This window comes from Nisaea sp. (genome assembly GCF_040217065.1).
Lineage (GTDB): Bacteria > Pseudomonadota > Alphaproteobacteria > Thalassobaculales > Thalassobaculaceae > Nisaea.
In genome coordinates, this window is sequence record NZ_JAVJNX010000010.1 from 106,402 (window position 1) to 125,470 (window position 19,069).

Annotated in this window: 12 protein-coding genes; 9 read left to right on the plus strand and 3 right to left on the minus strand. The window is 63.7% G+C overall.

Going from position 1 to position 19,069, the window contains the following annotated elements; all coding sequences use genetic code 11:
* Window positions 1–3: 3 nt before the first annotated feature.
* A complete protein-coding gene (gene murJ, locus RH950_RS16530) occupies window positions 4–1,572 on the minus strand; it encodes a murein biosynthesis integral membrane protein MurJ (protein WP_350058736.1) in 1,569 nt (522 codons plus the stop codon).
* An 84-nt stretch (window positions 1,573–1,656) separates the two neighbouring features.
* On the minus strand, window positions 1,657–4,497 hold the full coding sequence (locus tag RH950_RS16535; protein ID WP_350058738.1) for a [protein-PII] uridylyltransferase: 2,841 nt from the start codon (window positions 4,495–4,497) through the stop codon (window positions 1,657–1,659).
* A gap of 170 nt (window positions 4,498–4,667) precedes the next feature.
* On the opposite strand from RH950_RS16535, the gene RH950_RS16540 reads away from it, so the two are divergent.
* Window positions 4,668–5,861, plus strand: coding sequence for an NAD(P)/FAD-dependent oxidoreductase (locus RH950_RS16540; RefSeq protein WP_350058740.1), 1,194 nt, complete (start codon window positions 4,668–4,670; stop codon window positions 5,859–5,861).
* Here RH950_RS16540 and mutS read toward each other — a convergent pair.
* Complete coding sequence (mutS, locus tag RH950_RS16545) at window positions 5,858–8,503, minus strand: DNA mismatch repair protein MutS (protein ID WP_350059167.1); 2,646 nt, start codon at window positions 8,501–8,503, stop codon at window positions 5,858–5,860. The two genes, RH950_RS16540 and mutS, sit on opposite strands and share 4 nt — an antisense overlap.
* A 317-nt stretch (window positions 8,504–8,820) precedes the next feature.
* Between mutS and RH950_RS16550 the strand changes: the two genes are divergently transcribed.
* From RH950_RS16550 to phoB, 8 genes are all read left to right on the plus strand, one after another.
* Window positions 8,821–11,085: an NADP-dependent malic enzyme gene (locus RH950_RS16550; protein ID WP_350058742.1), complete on the plus strand. Its 2,265-nt coding sequence runs from the start codon at window positions 8,821–8,823 to the stop codon at window positions 11,083–11,085.
* Between the two features lie 203 nt (window positions 11,086–11,288).
* On the plus strand, window positions 11,289–12,785 hold the full coding sequence (locus RH950_RS16555) for an ATP-binding protein (RefSeq protein WP_350058744.1): 1,497 nt from the start codon (window positions 11,289–11,291) through the stop codon (window positions 12,783–12,785).
* Window positions 12,786–12,905: 120 nt separating this feature from the next.
* Complete coding sequence (locus RH950_RS16560) at window positions 12,906–13,946, plus strand: substrate-binding domain-containing protein (RefSeq protein ID WP_350058746.1); 1,041 nt, start codon at window positions 12,906–12,908, stop codon at window positions 13,944–13,946.
* A 139-nt stretch (window positions 13,947–14,085) separates the two neighbouring features.
* A complete protein-coding gene (gene pstC / locus RH950_RS16565; protein WP_350058748.1) occupies window positions 14,086–15,468 on the plus strand; it encodes a phosphate ABC transporter permease subunit PstC in 1,383 nt (460 codons plus the stop codon).
* Window positions 15,461–16,774 (plus strand): phosphate ABC transporter permease PstA, encoded by a 1,314-nt coding sequence (pstA, locus tag RH950_RS16570; RefSeq protein ID WP_350058750.1) that lies wholly within the window; start codon window positions 15,461–15,463, stop codon window positions 16,772–16,774. Before pstC ends, pstA begins: the two co-directional genes overlap by 8 nt.
* Before the next feature lie 28 nt (window positions 16,775–16,802).
* The gene (gene pstB / locus RH950_RS16575) at window positions 16,803–17,594 is read left to right on the plus strand and encodes a phosphate ABC transporter ATP-binding protein PstB (RefSeq protein WP_350059168.1); all 792 of its coding nucleotides are present in this window, start codon (window positions 16,803–16,805) and stop codon (window positions 17,592–17,594) included.
* A 23-nt stretch (window positions 17,595–17,617) separates the two neighbouring features.
* On the plus strand, window positions 17,618–18,331 hold the full coding sequence (gene phoU / locus RH950_RS16580) for a phosphate signaling complex protein PhoU (RefSeq protein ID WP_350058752.1): 714 nt from the start codon (window positions 17,618–17,620) through the stop codon (window positions 18,329–18,331).
* 35 nt (window positions 18,332–18,366) lie between these two features.
* Complete coding sequence (gene phoB, locus RH950_RS16585) at window positions 18,367–19,065, plus strand: phosphate regulon transcriptional regulator PhoB (protein ID WP_502889810.1); 699 nt, start codon at window positions 18,367–18,369, stop codon at window positions 19,063–19,065.
* The last annotated feature ends 4 nt before the right edge of the window (window positions 19,066–19,069 follow it).

Below are 19,069 nucleotides of genomic sequence, written 5' to 3' on the forward strand. Positions count from 1 at the left end.
GGTTCAGCCCGAATGACCGGTCCGCCGGAGCGCCGCGCGGAAGTCCGCCAGGCGCATGGCGCCCGTCAGAAGCGCCGCCCCGAAATAGACGGCAAGGGCGAGCAGGATCAGGACGATCAAAGCAACAATCCCGATGGCCGCACCGCCGGTGAAAGTGCCCGGGACAAGCCGTTCCGAGAACAGGAGCGCGCTGTAGAGACAGCCGCCCATCAGTGCGGCGCAGAGCAGAATCCGGGGCAGGCGCCTGCGGCACCTGGCATCCAAATGGAAGGCGCCGGACCGGCCGAGCAACCGGGCCAGAACGAGCCCGTTCATCCAGGAGGCAATGGCCGTCGCCAGGGCCAGGCCGACATGGGCGAGATACTGCATCAGGATCAGGTTCAGCACGAGGTTCAGGACAACCGCCGCCGCCGCGACCTTGACCGGTGTCTTCGTGTCCTCGCGGGCAAAGAAACCCGGCTGCAGCACCTTCACCAGCACGAAGGCCGGCAATCCTGCAGCAAACGCGATCATGGCCGCGGCGGTGGCCGCCGTGTCAGTGGCCTGGAACGCCCCGCGCTCGAACAGAACCGTGATGATCGGGGTTGCCAGCACGCCGAGGCCAACTGCGGCCGGAACGGTCAGCAAGGCGCCGAATTCCAGCGCCCGGTTCTGGGTCTCCTGTGCGGCCGCGCCGTCGCCCGCGCGCCATTGCCGGGACAGCATCGGCAGCAATGCGGTGCCGATGGCCACACCGATCACCCCGAGCGGCAGCTGGTTGACCCGGTCCGCATAATAGAGAAACGAGATCGAGCCGAGCGGCAGGGTCGAGGCCAGCACCATGTCGATCAGCAGGTTGATCTGCACCACGCCGGCGCCGATCATGGCCGGCCCCATCAGCCTGAACAGCTTGCGCACGCCCGGGGTCACGCGCGGCAGGCGGAGCGCGAGGGTCCAGCCTGCCCGCCGGGCCGCCACGATCAGCCAGACGAGCTGCGCCAGACCGGCAGCGGACACGCCCCAGGCCAGCACATGACCCGGCGTCTCCAGCCGGTCCGCGAAACCGAGCATGGCGCCGATCAGGATCAGGTTGAGCAGGATCGGCGCCGCCGCCATGGCGGCAAACCTGTCGATGCTGTTCAGAATGCCGCCATAGAGCGCCACCAAGGAGATCAGCGGCAGATAGGGAAAGGTGATGCGGGTCAGCTCGACCGCCAAGGCAAACCGATCCGGTGTCGCAACGAAACCCGGCGCCAGCACATGCATGATCCAGGGCATGGCGAGTTCCATGGCCAGGGTCAGGGCGGCCAGAACCACGCACATCATGGACAGCACATCGCCGGCAAAGCGCTTGGCCGCCGCCACGCCATCCGCCTCCAGGCTGCCGGCAAAGAGCGGCACAAAGGCGATCGTGAAGGAGCCCTCCGCCGTCAGCCGACGGAAGAAATTCGGCAGCTTGAAGGCAACGAAGAAAGCATCCGCCACCGGCCCCGCGCCCAGAATGGCGGCAATCAGGACGTCGCGCAGGAAACCGGTGATCCGGCTCATCATGGTAAAGCCACCGACGGTGGCGGCGGCGCGGATCAGGGACATGTCAGCTCTGTCTTCGGGTCAGGAACGGGCTTCGGGTCAGTGACCGAAGAGGAATGCATGGCAATTCGGGCAAGAGCGCGGCCCTCAAGACGAACCGGTTCCGACCGGCGGCGGAGCCGAATCCTCCGCCAGCGCCGTCAGGAGCGCCGTGCGGATTTCCTGCAGCCGGGTCTCGGAGTCGATCTTCAAGCCGAACAGGTCCTTCACATAGAAGACATCGACGAAGCTCTCCCCGTAGGTCGAGATCTTCGCCGACGAGATCTGGATCTTCACCTCGCGGAGCGCCCGGGCGATCCGGTACAGCACGCCGGGCCGGTCCGTCGCATTCACTTCGATCACGGTATGGGTCACGCTCGCCTTGTTGTCGATCAGCACGCGGGTGGGAACCTTCATGACCCTGGCCCGGCGCTCGATGCTGCGCCGGCGCTTGACCAGTTCGGACAGCAGGTTCAGCCGGCCGGTCAGCGCCCGTTCGATGGCGACGGACAATTTCGCCAGCCTGTCCGGCCGGTCAAAGGCCTTGCGATCCTCGTCCTGGATCCAGAAGACATCCAGCGCCATGCCGTTTCTCAAAGTGGAAATCCGGGCATCGACGATACTCGCGCCGGAAACCGCCATGGCCCCGGTGACCCGCGAGAAAAGGCCCGGATGGTCCGAGGTATAGACGGTGATCTCGGTGACCTCGCGGGCCGCATCGACCCGGCTCTCGACGGCCAGCTCGCGCTGCTCCGCCTCGGCGCCCCGCACCATGCGGGCATGGCGGGCATGGGTTTCCGCATCGAAGGCCAGCCAGTAATCCGGGTAACCGAGCGCCAGATGGTGGTCGAGATCCTCCTGCGGCCAGTCGGCAAGCAGTTCGGCCAGCGCATCCTTGGCCGCTTCCACCCGGCGTTTCCGGCCGGCCTCGTCACCGAGTCCCGAGAGCGTGCCGTCCGCTGCCCAGTAAAGCTCGCGCAGCAGCGCCGCTTTCCAGCCGTTCCAGACATTCGGGCCGACCGCGCGAATATCGGCAACGGTCAGCACCAGCAGCAGGCGCAGCCGTTCCGGCGACTGCACGATGGCGGAAAAATCCTGCACCGTCTTCGGATCGTTCACGTCGCGCTTGAAGGCGGCATAGGTCATCAGCAAATGCCAGCGGACCAGCCAGGCAACAGTCTCGGTTTCCTCTTCCGTCAGCCCCAGTCTAGGGCACAGCCGGCGGGCCACCCGCTCGCCCAGCTTTGAGTGGTCGCCGCCCCGGCCCTTGGCGATGTCATGCAGAAAGACCGCGACATAGAGCGCCCGGCGCGACAGCACCTTGTGCACCACCTCGCTGGCGATCGGGACCGCTTTCGCCAGCTCGCCCTTCTCGATCTTGTGCAGGATGCCGAGCATGACGATGGTATGCTCGTCGACCGTATAGACATGGTACATGTCGTATTGCATCTGGGCGACGACCCGGCCGAAATCGGGCACGAATCGGCCAAGAACCTGGGCTTCGTTCATCCGCCGGAAGATCCGCTCGGGCCCCTGCGGCGCCTCCAGCATCTCGACGAAGAGCCGGTTGGCTTCCTCGTTCCGGCGCAGGTCCTTGTTGATCTTCTTCAGATTCTGCGTGACCAGCCGAAGCGCATAGGGATGCAGTTCCAGATCGTGCTTCTGCGCAGTGTGGAAGAACCGGATCAGGTTGACCGGATCGCGGTCGAAAATCTCATCGTCCATGACGTTGAGGCGATCACCATCGACGCGGAAATCACCGACATCGGGCTTGCGCGAGAAGGCCCATGAAAGCCTGAGCCGCGGCCGCTTCTGGTTTTCCGCCTCGATACTGGCGCAGAAGATCCGGGTCAGATCGCCCACATCCTTTGACGTCAGGTAATAATGTTTCATGAAGCGCTCGACCGCGACCGCGCCTGCCCGGTTGGTATAGCCCATGCGCTTTGCGATCTCGGTCTGCAGGTCGACGGTGAGGCGCTCCTCGGCACGGCCGGTCAGATAGTGAAGATGGCACCGGATGGTCCAGAGCATCTTCTGGGCCTTGGCGAACTTGCGGGCCTCCGCCGCGGTCAGGACGCCGCGATCAACCAGATCCTTGACCTTGTCGACCTTGTAGACGTACTTGCCGATCCAGAACAGGCGATGCAGGTCGCGCAGCCCGCCCTTGCCCTCCTTGACATTCGGTTCGATTACGTAACGGCTGTCGCCGAGCCGGTCATGCCGCTCTTCCGACTCCGACAGCTTGGCCTCGACGAACTCCATGGCGGTCCCGGTTTCGACATCCTGCCGGAAACGCACGCGAAGATCGGCGAACAAAGCCTCGGCACCCCAGAGATAACGCAGCTCGAGCAGGGTGGTCCGGATCGTCATGTCGGCCTTGGCCTGGCGGACGCATTCATCCACCGAGCGGGTGGAATGGCCGACCTTCAGCCGCAGGTCCCAGAGCAGATAGAGAATATATTCAACCACCTGTTCGCTATAGGGCGTCTGCTTGTAGGGCAGCAGGAACAGCAGATCGAGATCGGAGAAAGGCGCCATCTCGCCCCGCCCGTACCCGCCGACCGCCGCGATGCAGATCTGCTCTCCCTGGGTGGGGTTGGCATTCCTGTAGATCTTTTTTGTCGCCACCTCGGCGATTGTGTTGATCAGGACGTCCATCAGATAGGTGTTGGCGTGGATTGCCGCCGCACCATCATTGCTGTCGAGAAACCGGCGCTCGATCTCGGAACGGCCCTCATCGACGGTGCGCCGCAGCAGACCGAGCAGTTCGGTGCGGAATTCCTCCGGCTTGCCGACCTCCTGCCACAAACCGTCGATGGCCTTCTCGAGCCCCACCGGATCGATGATTTTCTTTCGGCTCCTGATCTTCGGTGGCGGCGCGATGATCGCGGCGTCCGTGACCGCTTCGCTCACAGGCAGTGACTGCTCGAGTGATTGGTCGGTGGCCATCTATCCCTCATGCTTCGCTCAAGATCCTGATGAAACCTAGTGTAATTTTCCCGGCCGCGCCATGTCCCGTGCCTGCACGAATCGGACTGGACGCGCCAGACTGGACGTACAAGGGTCACAGCGATAAGAGGGAGGGAGAGTCCCGTCCCCTTTCCCCGGAGTGCTGTCCGTTGGCCGACAATCTGAGCAGCGATGTAATCATCGTCGGCGGCGGTGTGGTCGGGAGCGCCGTGGCATATTTCCTCGCCGCCGATCCGGCCGGGCCGGACTCCATCACCGTGATCGAGCGCGACCCGACATACGAGACGGCCTCGACGCCACGCTCCGCCGGGGGCATCCGCCAGCAATTCTCCAATCCGGAGAATATCGAGATCGGTCTTTTCGGGCACCATTTCGTCAGCCATGTGGCGGAGTACCTGTCCGTAGACGGCGACTGTCCGGATCTCGGCTTCCGCGAGGGGGGCTATCTGTTTCTTGCCGGACCGGACGGCCTCGATATTCTCCGCCAGAATCACGTCGAACAGATGAAACTTGGCTGCGACATCGCCCTGCTCGATCTCGTTGCACTTGAGAAACAGTTTCCCTGGCTCAACTGCGATGGCATTGCCGGCGCCGCCTTCGGCCGGAGCGGGGAAGGCTGGATCGATCCGAACACCCTGATGCAGGCCTTCAAGCGCAAGGCCCGTTCTCTCGGTGTGGTCTATATCGCGGGCGAGGTCAGCGCGCTGGAGCATGACCGGAACCGGGTCTCGGCCGTCATGCTGGCCGACGGACGGCGTTATGCGGCCGGAATGGTGGTGAATGCGGCGGGGGCGAATGCCGGGAAGATCGCGGCGCTCGCCGGCGTCAGCCTTCCGGTTGTGCCGCGCAAACGCAATGTCTTCGTGTTCGATTGCCGGGTGCCGCTGGAGCCGGCGGTGCCGCTGCTGATCGATCCGACCGGCGTCTATGTCCGGCCCGAGAGCGGCGGCTTCATCTGTGGCGTCTCCCCCCCGGCGGACCAGGATCCGGACGGCGACACCAGCGATCTCGAGGTCGAGTATCACTGGTTCGAGGAGGTGGTCTGGCCGGCCCTGGCCCACCGGGTGCCGGCCTTCGAGGCGATCAAGCTGTCCGGCGCCTGGGCAGGCTATTACGACTACAACACCGTCGACCAGAACGGTATCGTCGGCGCCCATCCGGAGCTTGGCAATCTCTACTTCGCCAACGGCTTTTCCGGTCACGGGTTGCAGCAGGCCCCCGCCGTCGGCAGGGCGATTGCGGAATTGCTGGTCTCCGGCGGGTTCAGAACCATCGACCTGTCCCGCTTCGGCTTCGCGCGCTTTGCCAGCGGTGCGCTGGTTCTGGAACGCAATATCGTCTAACGGTTGCTTTCCCGTAACGACATCAGCTCGTAGAGCAGATCCAGCGCCTCGCGGGGCGACAGATCGTCCGGCCGGATCTCCGAGAGCCGCGCTTCCAGCGGGCTGATCCGCTGCCGCGCCGGGGGCCGTGCCGGCGCCATGGCCTGGAACAGCGGCAGCTCCTCGGCCAGACTAGCCGCGTTGCTGGAGGCCTTGCTCTGTTCCAGGAGCGTCAGCACTTCTTCCGCCCGGGCAATCACGGCCGGCGGCAGGCCGGCCAGTTTGGCGACGTGAATGCCGTAGGAGCGGTCCGCCGCACCGGCCACCACCTCATGCAGGAAGACGACATCGTCGTTCCATTCCTTGATCCGCATGGTATGGCAGGAGAGGCTGGCGAGCTTCGCCTCCAGACCGGTCAGTTCGTGATAATGGGTGGCGAAAAGCGCCCGCGCCCGGCTGATTTCGTGCAGATGCTCGACCGTTGCCCAGGCGATCGACAATCCGTCGAAAGTCGCGGTGCCGCGGCCGATCTCGTCGAGAATCACCAGCGAGCGTTCCGTCGCCTGGTTCAGGATGGTCGCGGTCTCCACCATCTCGACCATGAAGGTGGAGCGGCCGCGGGCCAGATCGTCCGCCGCGCCGACCCGGCTGAACAGGCGGTCGACGACGCCGATACGGGCCGCTTCCGCCGGCACGAAGGACCCGGCCTGAGCCATCAGGGCAATCAGGGCGTTCTGGCGCAGGAACGTGCTCTTACCCGCCATGTTCGGACCCGTAATCAGCCAGAGCCGCTGGGCATCCGCCAGAACGCAGTCATTCGGGACAAAGCCGCTGTCGCCGGGATTGAGGGCCTCGACCACCGGATGGCGGCCGCCGCGAATCTCGAAGCCGAGCGAGCCGTCCACCTCCGGCCGGCAATAGCGGCGCTCGACGGCGAGCTCGGCAAGCGCCGTCGCCACATCCAGCCGGGCCAGCGCCGCGGCCGCCAGCGAGACCGCCTCGGCCTCGGCCAGAACAGCCTCGACCAGCTCTTTGAAATAGCCCTGCTCCAGTGCCACCGCCTTGTCGGCCGCCTGGGACAGGTCCCGCTCCAGTTCGCCCAGCTCCACGGTGGTGAAGCGCACGGCATTCGCCATCGTCTGGCGATGGATGAAATTCTCCCGGCCGATCAGTTTCTCGCCATGGGCGGCGGTCACCTCGATGAAATAGCCGAGCACATTATTGTGCTTGATTTTCAACGCACTGACGCCCGTTTCACTCGCGTAACGGGCCTGGAGCCCGGCGATCAGACGCCGGCTTTCCTCCCGCAGGGTGCGCAGCCGGTCGAGTTCGGGCGCATAACCCGCCGCGATGAAGCCGCCATCGCGGGCCAGCAACGGCAATTCCGCCGCCAATGCCCGGGTCAGCCGGTCAACCAGCACCTCGTGATAACCCAGCTCCTCGAAAATCCCCCGCGCTTCCTCGGGCGCGCCGCCGGCGTCACCGGTCAGACCGCCGGCCATGGCGTCGGCCCGGGCCAGCTGATCGCGCAACGGTCCGGCTCCGGCCAATCCGTCGCGGGTCGCCGCCAGATCGCGCGGCCCGCCGCGGCCGAGCGCGATACGGGACAAGGCACGTTCCACGTCCGGCAAGGCCTTCAGCGTGTCGCGGATCTCGCCGCGCATCCGCTCGCCTTCCCGGAAGTGGGCCACCGCATCGAGCCGCCGGCCGATTTCCGCCACATCGGTGACAGGCGCCGAGAGTCGCTGGCCGAGCAATCGTCCGCCGGCACCTGTCACCGTGCGGTCAAGAACGCTCAACAGGGAGCCCCGTTTCTCGCCGCTGAGGGTGCGCAGGATTTCCAGATTGCGCCGGGTCGAGGCGTCGATCTCGACCAGACCGCCGGCCTGCCAGCGGCGCGGCGGCAGCAGGCGCGGCATGGAGCCGATCTGGGTCAGCTCCAGATAGTCGACCAGAGCCCCGGCAGCCGCCAGCTCGGCCCGCTCGAACGCCCCGAAGCCTTCAAGCGAGGAGACCTCGAACAGGGCCTCGAGGCGCTTGCGGCCATTCTCGCTGTCGAACCGGCTGACGGGCTGCGGCACGGCCGCCGCGCGCCAGTCCTCAAGCACGTTGCGCAGGCTGCTCGACGGCTCCATCAGACTGTCGGGAACAAGAAGCTCGCTGGGAGCGACCCGGGCCAGGGCGGCACCGATGCCGTTCATGGCAACCGGCTGGGCATGAAAATCGCCGGTCGAGACGTCGATCCAGGCCAGCCCGAGCCCGCCCTGCGCCATGGCGAGCGCCGCCAGGTAATTGTTGCTGCGGGCGTCTAGCAGCGCGTCTTCGGTCAGGGTGCCGGGCGTGACCACACGCACCACTTCCCGCCGGACCACCGACTTAGAGCCGCGCTTCTTGGCTTCCGCCGGATCCTCTGTCTGCTCGCAGATGGCGACCCGGTACCCCTTGCGGATCAGCCGCGCCAGATAGCCTTCGGCGGCATGATGCGGTACGCCGCACATCGGGATCGGCTCACCGCCATGCTGACCTCGTTTCGTCAGCGTAATGTCCAGCGCGGCGGCGGCGGCTTCCGCATCCTCGAAGAACATCTCGTAGAAGTCGCCCATCCGGTAGAACAGCAATGCGTCCGGGTGCGCGTCCTTGACCTCGAAATATTGCTGGAACATCGGCGTCGCCGCCGCGCGGTCTCTGGATGAGGCACTGGACACGGAGGCCTGCCTGTCTGCTGGGGAGATCGTGTTCACGGTCGAATAGGTGCCAAGTTCCGGTAGCTGCTCGAAAAGGCGGCGACCATAACACGACGTTCGCGGCAACTTCCAATGCCGAACGACACCTGTTTCCCGACATTTATGGAACCTCTTCCCATGATATGAAATTGCCCGTGGCGCCGGGCAGGCCTATCGTTCAGAAATCAACGATCAAATCGGAAGCACGGATCGGCAGCGATCCGATCACCAATAACAAGCCCATGGGGGGAAGCGTCATGGATGATGCGAAACGCTTGCTCGAGACCGAAGCGCTGGAGTTTCACTCCTCCGGACGCCCCGGCAAACTCGAAATCGCCGCCACCAAGAACCTGACCACGCAGCGCGATCTGGCACTCGCCTATTCTCCGGGTGTGGCCTATCCCTGCCTCGCCATCAACAGGGATGAGAGCAAGGCCTACGAATACACCGCCAAGGGCAATATCGTCGCCGTCATCTCGAACGGCACGGCCGTGCTCGGGCTCGGCGATATCGGGGCGCAGGCGGCGAAGCCCGTGATGGAAGGCAAGGCGGTCCTGTTCAAGCGGTTCGCAGATGTCGATGGCTTCGATCTCGAGGTCGACACCAAGGATGTGGATGAGTTCGTGAACTCGGTCCGATTCCTCGGCAAGACCTTCGGCGGCATCAATCTGGAAGACATCAAGGCCCCGGACTGCTTCATCATCGAGCAGCGCCTGAAGGAGCTGATGGACATCCCCGTTTTTCACGATGATCAGCACGGCACCGCGATCATCACCGCCGCCGGCATGATCAACGCCCTGGATCTGACCGGCCGCACGCTCGAAACTTCCAAGATGGTGGTGAACGGCGCCGGGTCCGCCGCCATCGCCTGCGTCGAACTGCTCAAATCAATGGGCATGAAGGACGAAAACGTCATCCTGTGCGACAGTCGGGGCGTGATCTATCAGGGCCGCGACGCCGGCATGAACCAGTGGAAATCAAAGCACGCTGTCGACACGCCGATGCGCACGCTCGAGGAAGCAGTCAGGGGTGCGGATATTTTCTGCGGCCTCTCGGCCAAAGACGCCATGAGCCAGGCCATGGTGAAGAGCATGGCCAACCGGCCGATCATCTTCGCCATGGCCAACCCGGACCCGGAAATCACCCCCGAGGATGTCGCCGCCGTCCGATCCGATGCCGTGGTCGCCACCGGCCGGTCCGACTATCCGAACCAGGTCAACAACGTGCTCGGCTTCCCCTACATCTTCCGCGGCGCCCTCGATGTCCGGGCGAGCGAGATCAATGACGAGATGAAGATCGCCGCCGCCAACGCGCTGGCGGAGCTCGCCCGCGAAGACGTACCGGACGAAGTCGGCAAGGCCTATGGCCGCACGCTGCATTACGGCGAGGGCTACATCATTCCCGCGCCATTCGATCCCCGGCTGATCGTCCGGGTTTCTTCGGCGGTGGCACAGGCCGCGATGGATACCGGCGTCGCCCGCAAACCGATCAAGGACATGGATGCCTATCGGGCCGAACTCGGCGCCCGGCTCGATCCGACATCCTCCAGCCTGCAGGTCATTTTCGACCGGATCCGCGCCAATCCGCAGCGCGTCGTTTTCGCCGAGGGCGAGGAGGAACGGGTGATCCGCGCCGCCGTTACCTTCCGCAACGGCGGCTACGGCATTCCGGTGCTGGTCGGCCGGGAGGATGTGATCAAGGAGAAGATCGTCGAGCTCGGCATCAAGGGCGCCGAGACGCTGGAGATCAACAACGCCAAGCTGTCGGAGCACAACGAAGCCTATACGGAAATGCTCTACAAACGGCTGCAGCGCAAAGGCCATATCCAGCGCGACTGCCAGCGCATGGTGCATCAGGACCGCAATGTGTTCGGCGCCTGCATGGTCGCGTCCGGACACGCTGAAGCCATGGTGACCGGCCTGACCCGGAATTTCGGCGTGACCCATGAATATGTCACCCGCGTGCTCGACCCGAAGCCGGGTCAGCAGCTGATGACCTATTCCATCGTCATCAACCGGGGCCGCACGATCTTCATCAGCGACACCAACGTGAACGAGCTGCCAAGCGCCGAGGAACTCGCCGATATCGCCATCCAGACGGCGGAACATGCGCGGGCCTTCGGCCATACGCCGCGCGTTGCTTTGCTGTCCTTCTCGAATTTCGGCTACCCGCCCCGCGAGAAGGCCGTGCGTATCCGCGATGCGGTCGCCATTCTCGACGCCCGCGGTGTCGATTTCGAATATGACGGCGAAATGTCCGCGGATATCGCCCTCGATTACGAGGCGATGAAGCGGAATTATCCGTTCTGCCGTCTCACAGGCCCGGCCAATGTCCTGGTCATGCCGGCCCTGCATTCCGCCAACATCACCTACAAGATGCTGCAGTCGATGAGCGGCGCCGCTGTCATCGGGCCGATGCTGGTCGGACTGGAGAAGCCGGTGCAGATCGTGCAGATGAGCGCGACCGTGACGGATCTGGTGAATGCTGCGGCCATCGCAGCGCATACGGCTCTCGGGAAATAGACCTTCGGCACATTGATCCGCCTTTCGCGCCGCATTTGGCGCGAAAGGCCTCCATTTTGATGGCTCTCAGCCTATTTTGAGCTGGGGCACATGTTTTCCGACCCCTATGATAGAAACTGTCATACCGCAGGCGCTAGGGATTGCGACCAGTGCGAAAGGGCGCTGGCCGGCCAGCATAGAACCGCCGATTGATCAAAAGAACGATGAGCGAACAGCCGATCGATACTGATTCCGCATCCCAGGACGACAATCCCGCGGCCCTGCAGCTTTGGGACGTGTTTCGCGGCGGCTTGGTGGTCTCTATGCCGGCTGCCATCGCGCTCGCCGGCATTACGGCCCTGGACGCGGTCCAGCCATGGCATGCAGTCGGTGCCTGGATGGTGTCGCTGGTTGTCGCAATGGGGATTGTGCGGCGGCATTACAGTCTGCTGGACGCCATCAAGCGCCATATCCAGCGCCGGGCCGGTTCCAGCGCACCCGAACGCGCGTCAAGGACCGGCGACGTGCTGTCCAGCATCGCCGAAGGGATCGGGGAGACATCGGAACTCGCCGCCGCACTGACCCGCCTGTTCCGGACCACCGCAGACCGGCGCACACAGCTTCAGGCACTGAACGAGCGTCATGTCTCGATCATCGACAACATCCCTGACCCGCTGCTTTTCCTGAATGCCAAAGGCCGCGTCCAGAGCATGAACAAGGCTGCCCGCGACCGTTTCGGCGGCCGCATCATGGGGCGCGAGCTGTCCCATGTCACACGCGATCCCGGCTTGCTGGAAGCCGGCAACGCGGTGCTGGCCGGCGGGGGCCACAGGATCGTCGAGATCTCCATTTCGGATCCGGTATATCGTGTCTTCAATGTCCGCGTCGAAGCGCTTCCGGGGCAGCAGGAAGAGCAGCGCACGGCGCTGGTGATGTTCCGGGACCTGACGGAAATCCGCCGTATCGAGAGCATGCGCGTCGATTTTGTCGCCAATGTCAGTCACGAGCTGCGCACGCCGCTGGCAACCCTGCACGGCTTCATAGAAACCCTGCGCGGCCCGGCCCGGGATGACCTTGAGGCACACGACCGGTTTCTCGAGATCATGGACGAGCAAACCAGCCGGATGACCCGGCTGGTCACGGACCTGCTGTCGCTCTCTCGCATCGAAACCGCCGAACACACCGCTCCGAATGAGGAGATCGCGCTGCGCCCGCTGGCGGAACATCTTGCCGCTGCCGCCGAGCTGACCGCGGCACGGCGCGGGATCCGCATTGAGCTTGATATCGATGCGGATCTCCCGGCCCTGATCGCCAACAGCGACCAGATCTCCCAGGTGCTGCAAAACCTCTTGGAGAACGCAATAAAGTACGGCCGCGATCAGAGCGTCGTGACCATCCGGGCGGAAATTGCCGGAGACCTGCCGGCCTCGGTCAGCCTGCAATCCGAGGATCTTGTGGCCATCAGCGTGTCCGATCAGGGCGACGGCATTGCACGGGAACATATTCCGCGCCTGACCGAGCGCTTCTATCGCGTCGATACGGCCCGCTCCCGCGAGTTGGGCGGAACCGGCCTCGGCCTTGCCATCGTCAAGCACATCGTCAGCCGCCATCGCGGCGCGCTGACGATCGACAGCAAGGTCGGCGAAGGCAGTCGGTTCACCGTCTATATTCCGTGCGTGGCACCCGGCGTCACGAAATCGCAGCTTTTCGCCGCCGGCTGAAACAAAACCTTCACATTTCCGTAGTAATAGGGACTCCGGAGCGGCGTAGGAACGGGTCGGTCCCGCTCGGAAATGTATCGGGGCTGATCGATCACACTCCTTTGTCCCGGAGGCAAAATCGTGCTTAGGAATTCCATCATCAAGGCAATCCCGCTCGCCCTCGCCGGCGTTATCGCCGTTGCCGCGGCCGCGGAAGCCCGCGACCAGATCCGCATCGTCGGATCCTCAACTGTTTTCCCGTTCTCCACGACCGTCGCTGAAACATTCGGCAAGACCTCAAGCTTCAAGACGCCGGTCGTCGAAAGCACCGGTTCCGGCGGCGGCCTGAAGCTGTTCTGCTCCGGTGTGGGCGTCCAGCATCCGGACATCACCAACGCGTCGCGCCGGATCAAGTCTTCCGAAGTCGAGCTGTGCGCCAAGAACGGTGTCTCCGACATCGTCGAGGTGAAGCTTGGTTTTGACGGCATCGTCATCGGCAACGACAAAAGCGGCCCGGTCTTCAACCTGACCAAGCAGCAGATCTTCCTGGCGCTCGCCGCCGAGGTTCCGGTTGACGGCAAGATCGTCAAGAACCCGTACAACAACTGGTCCGAAATCGATCCGTCCCTGCCGGACGAAGCGATCGAAGTTCTCGGCCCGCCCCCGACTTCCGGTACCCGTGACGCTTTCGTCGAGCTGGCCATGCGCCCGGGCGCCAAGTCCTTCAAGATGCTTGCCGACATGCGCAAGGCCGACAAGAAGGGCTTCCGCAAGATTTCCGACTCCATGCGGGAAGACGGCAAGTTCATCGAAGCTGGCGAGAACGACAACCTGATCGTTCAGAAGCTGCAGGCTAACCCGGTTGCCATGGGCATCTTCGGCTTCAGCTTCCTCGACCAGAACAGCGACAAGATCAAGGGCGCGGACGTCGGTGGCGTTTCCCCGACCTTCGACAACATCGCCTCCGGTGATTACGGCATTTCCCGCTCCCTCTTCTTCTACGTGAAGTCCGCGCATATCGGCGTGGTACCGGGCATCGAGGAATATGTCGCTGAGTTCACCAGCGAGAAAGCCATCGGCGACGAAGGCTATCTGGCCGACAAGGGCCTGATCCCGCTGCCGGCCGCAGATCGCGAAAAGTATCGCGCTGCTGCAGCGAACAAGACCAACCTGACCATGTAACTGGTCGCGGGAGAGGCGGCCTGCCGCCTCTCCCCTGTCTTTATGGGCCCGCCCGGTTTCTCGGACCCATAAAGACAGTCATGTGTCTGGCCCGGAACGTCTGTGCCCGGGCCAACAGCAATTCCGCCGGCGGGGCACTATGAACAGCTTTTTCCTTATTCTGGTTGTCATCGGATTGTCGGTCGCCGGCTACGCCGCCGGCCGGGCCCGATCAATTCTCTCCGCGTCGGGCGATGCCCGCATCCTGCATTCACTGCCGAGCTACTACGGCATGTTCGTGGCACTTGGCTGCGGATTGCCGGCAATACTTCTGCTGGCAATCTGGCTGGTCATCCAGCCGCAGATCGTCGATCACATGGTGATGGCGGGCCTTGATGCGTCGATCATGCCGCAGAATGCGGACGAGTATTCCCTGATGCTGACCGACATCCGGAACCTGTCCAGCGGCAACGCCACAAGCCGGGTGGCCAGCCCGGCCATTGTCGCCGCCACGGAGCGGTATCTGACCCTGCAATCCATCGGCTTCTGGTCCATGGTCGGCAGCGTTGTCTGCATCGCGCTGCTTGGCCTCGCCTGGGCCCGCTCCCGGATCAGCCGGAACTTCCGGGCCCGCAACGCGGTAGAGGGTATCATCCGCGTCCTGCTCATCATCTGCTCCCTGATCGCGATCCTGACCACCGTCGGCATCGTCCTGTCGCTGATCTTCGAGAGCCTGCGCTTCTTTGCCCGCATCCCGTTCTTCGACTTCCTATTCGGCCTGCACTGGAGCCCGCAGACAGCAATCCGCGCCGAGCAGGTCGGCGCCTCCGGCAGTTTCGGCGCCGTGCCGATTTTTGCCGGCACCATGCTGATCACCCTGATCGCCATGCTGGTCGCCGGCCCGATCGGCCTGCTTTCGGCGATCTACATGGCCGAATATGCCAACCCGAAATTCCGCGCCGTCGCAAAGCCGATGCTGGAAGTGCTGGCCGGAATCCCGACTGTGGTCTACGGCTTCTTCGCCGCCCTGACCGTGGCGCCGCTGATCCGCGGCTGGGGTGAAGGCGTCGGGCTTGACGTCTCTTCGGAAAGCGCGCTCGCGGCGGGCCTCGTCATGGGCATCATGATCATTCCCTTCGTCTCCTCGCTCTCGGACGACGTCATCAATTCCGTGCCGCAGTCCCTGCGTGACGGCTCCTACGGGCTCGGCGCCACCAAATCCGAGACCATCCGGCACGTGATCATCCCGGCCGCCCTGCCGGGCATTGTCGGCGCCTTCCTGCTCGCCGTATCCCGCGCCATCGGCGAGACCATGATCGTGGTGATGGCCGCCGGCCTGGCCTCCAACCTGACCGCAAACCCGTTCGAGGCCGTCACCACCGTGACGGTGCAGATCGTCACCCTGCTGGTCGGCGATCAGGAGTTCGACTCCGCCAAGACCCTCGCGGCCTTTGCCCTCGGCCTGGTGCTGTTCTTCGTCACCCTCGGTCTCAATGTGATTGCCCTGCGGGTGGTCCGGAAATATCGGGAAAAATATGACTGACGCGATCATGAATTCGAAACCGGGCGCCGAGATCCGCCGGCCAACGCTGTCCGCAGACCGGCTCAAGAAGCGCTATGCGGCGGAGCGCCGCTTCCGGCTGTATGGGCTTGGCAGCATTATCGCCGCCGGCCTCATGCTCGTCTTCCTGGTCGGGAGCATCACCGGGACCGGCTACAGCGCGTTCCTGCAGACCTATATCAAGCTGAACATCTCGTTCGATCCGGAATATCTGGATCCGGCCGGAACGGGCGATGTCGAGCAGCTCAGGACCGCTGACTATGGCGGCATGATCAAGAAGAATCTGCGTGACAACTTCGCCGAGGTCACGAGCCGCTCGGACAAGCGCAAGCTGTATAATTTCGTCTCGCCGAACGCTGGGTTCGATCTGCGCAACATGGTGATCGAGAACCCGTCCCTGGTCGGACAGAGTCTTGATCTCTGGATCAAGGCCTCCGACGATATCGACATGCTCAGAAAGGGCTATGTCGACCGGACCGAGGAGGAATCCAACCGGCGGGTCACCGATACGGAACTCGGCTGGTACGACAGGCTCGACTCTAATGATCGGATCGAAACGCGATTCAATACCGATTTCTTCAGCAAGGCGGACAGCCGCGAGCCGGAAGAAGCCGGCATCCTGGGCGCCGTTACCGGCTCCCTGCTGACCATGGCGATCACCCTGCTCTTGTCGTTCCCCATCGGGGTGATGGCGGCAATCTATCTCGAGGAATTCGCACCGAAGAACGCCTGGACCGACCTGATCGAGGTCAACATCAACAACCTGGCCGCGGTGCCCTCCATCGTGTTCGGGCTGCTTGGCCTTGCCCTGTTCCTGAATTTCTTCGGCTTCCCGCGCTCCGCCCCGCTGGTCGGCGGCATGGTGCTGGCGCTGATGACCCTGCCGACGATCATCATCGCCTCCCGCTCCGCCCTGAAAGCGGTACCGCCCTCCATTCGCGAGGCCGCGCTCGGGCTCGGCGCCTCGCGTCTGCAGGTCGTGACCCATCATGTGCTGCCACTGGCCATGCCGGGCATCCTGACCGGCACGATCATCGGCATGGCCCAGGCGCTTGGCGAGACTGCCCCCCTGCTGATGATCGGCATGATCGCCTTCATCGTCGACGTCCCGGGCAGCTTCACCGATCCGGCGACCGTGCTGCCGGTGCAGATCTATCTCTGGGCGGACAGCCCCGAGCGCGCCTTCGTCGAGCGCACCTCCGCCGCGATCATGGTGCTGCTTGCCTTCCTGATTTTCATGAACATTCTGGCCGTCATGCTTCGCAAGAAGTTCGAACGGCGCTGGTAGAGGTATTTCCATGAGCGAGAAAACAAAGATGGCCAAACCGGACACCTCCGCGGCGCCGCAGGCGACACCGAAGATGAAGGGCGACAAGGTCAAGGTCTTCTACGGGAACAAGCAGGCCCTGATGGATGTCGATCTCGACATCAAACCGAACGAGGTCACAGCCCTGATCGGCCCGTCCGGCTGCGGCAAGTCCACTTTCCTGCGCTGCCTGAACCGGATGAACGACGTCATCGATATCTGCCGTGTCGAGGGCAAGATCACCCTCGATGACGAGGATATCTACGACTCGTCGCTGGATCCGGTGCAGCTCCGGGCGCGCGTTGGCATGGTGTTCCAGAAACCCAACCCGTTCCCCAAGTCGATCTATGACAATGTCGCCTACGGCCCGCGCATTCACGGCACGGCCCAGAGCAAGGCCGACATCGATGAGATCGTCGAATCCAGCCTGACCAAGGCCGGCCTGTTCGGCGAGGTGAAGGATCGCCTGCTGGAGCCTGGCACCGGTCTCTCCGGCGGCCAGCAGCAGCGCCTCTGCATTGCCCGCGCCATCGCGGTTAATCCGGAAGTGATCCTGATGGACGAGCCCTGCTCCGCCCTTGACCCGATCGCCACGGCGAAGATCGAGGAGCTGATCGACGAGCTGCGCGAGAACTACACGATCGTCATCGTCACCCATTCCATGCAGCAGGCCGCCCGGGTTTCCCAGCGCACCGCCTTCTTCCATCTGGGTGAGCTGGTCGAGGTCGGCGATACCGAACAGATCTTTACCAACCCGAGCGACACCCGCACGCAGGGCTATATCACCGGCCGCTTCGGCTAAGAAAGAATAGGGAATTTGCCACCATGGGCGCAAACGACCACATCGTCAGTTCTTTCGACGAGGATCTTGAGAGCCTGAAGGCCAAGATTGCCCAGATGGGCGGACTGGTGGAAAACCAGTGCGAGGCGGCGGTGCGTGCCGTGCACCGGCGGGACAAGGCGCTGGCCCAGCGGGTCCGGGAGGCCGACGCGCCGATCGACGCCTTCGAGACGGAAATCGAGGCGATGAGCCTCCGCCTTCTGGCCCTGCGCCAGCCGCTCGGCGGTGACCTCAGGACCGTCGTTGCCAGTCTGAAGATCGTCAGCGATCTCGAGCGCATCGGTGACTACGCCGCGAATATCGGCAAGCGGGCCATCGTCCTGAGCGGCCTGCCCGAAATCCCGCCGGCCAACGGCATTGTCCGCATCGGCAGCCTGGTGCAATCCCTGATCAAGGATGTGCTGGACGCCTATACCGACGACAATCTCGAACTCGCGGTTGCTGCGTGGCACCGGGACGAGGATATCGACGAGCTCTACACAAGCCTGTTCCGCGAGCTCCTGACCTACATGATGGAGGATCCGCGGAACATCAGCGCGTCCACCCATCTGCTGTTCATCGCAAAGAACCTGGAGCGGATGGGCGATCACGCAACCAACATCGCCGAGACCGTCCACTTCCAGATCAAGGGCACGAAAATGCAGGCCGACCGCCCGAAAGGCGACGACGCCAGCTATATCGTGTCGCTGCCCGAATGAGCGTTCATATCGAGAGTTAGAACCCTATGAACATGATGAATCCCAAGATCCTGATCGTCGAGGACGAAGCGCCAATCGTCACTCTGTTGCGGTACAACCTTGAACGGGAAGGTTTTGAGGTCTTCGAGGCCGGCGATGGCGAGGAAGCCATGCTTCTGGCCATGGAAAAAAGCCCCGACCTGATCCTGCTGGACTGGATGCTGCCGCTGCTTTCCGGCGTCGAGGTCTGCCGCCGGCTGCGCCGGACACCGGAGACCAAGGCCGTGCCGGTGATCATGCTGACCGCGCGTGGCGACGAGGGCGACCGGATCCGCGGCCTCAATGCCGGAGCCGATGACTACATCACCAAACCCTTCAGCCCGAGCGAGCTGATCGCCCGGGTGCGCGCCGTGCTGCGCCGGACCCGGCCGGCGAGCGACGCCGAAACCCTTGAGTTCGAAGATCTGGAGATGGATCTGGCCTCCCACAAGGTGCGGCGGAACAGCCGGGAAATTCATCTCGGCCCGACCGAGTTCCGGCTGCTGCGCTATTTCCTCGAACACCCCGGCCGGGTGTTCTCCCGCGAGCAGCTGCTCGACCGGGTCTGGGGTCCCGACATCTATGTCGAGCCGCGCACCGTCGATGTGCATATCCGGCGCCTGCGCAAAGCCATCAATGACGAAGCAGAGTCCGACCTGATCCGCACCGTCCGCTCGGCCGGATACGCTCTCGACCGGTCGACCGCACCGGCCTGATCCG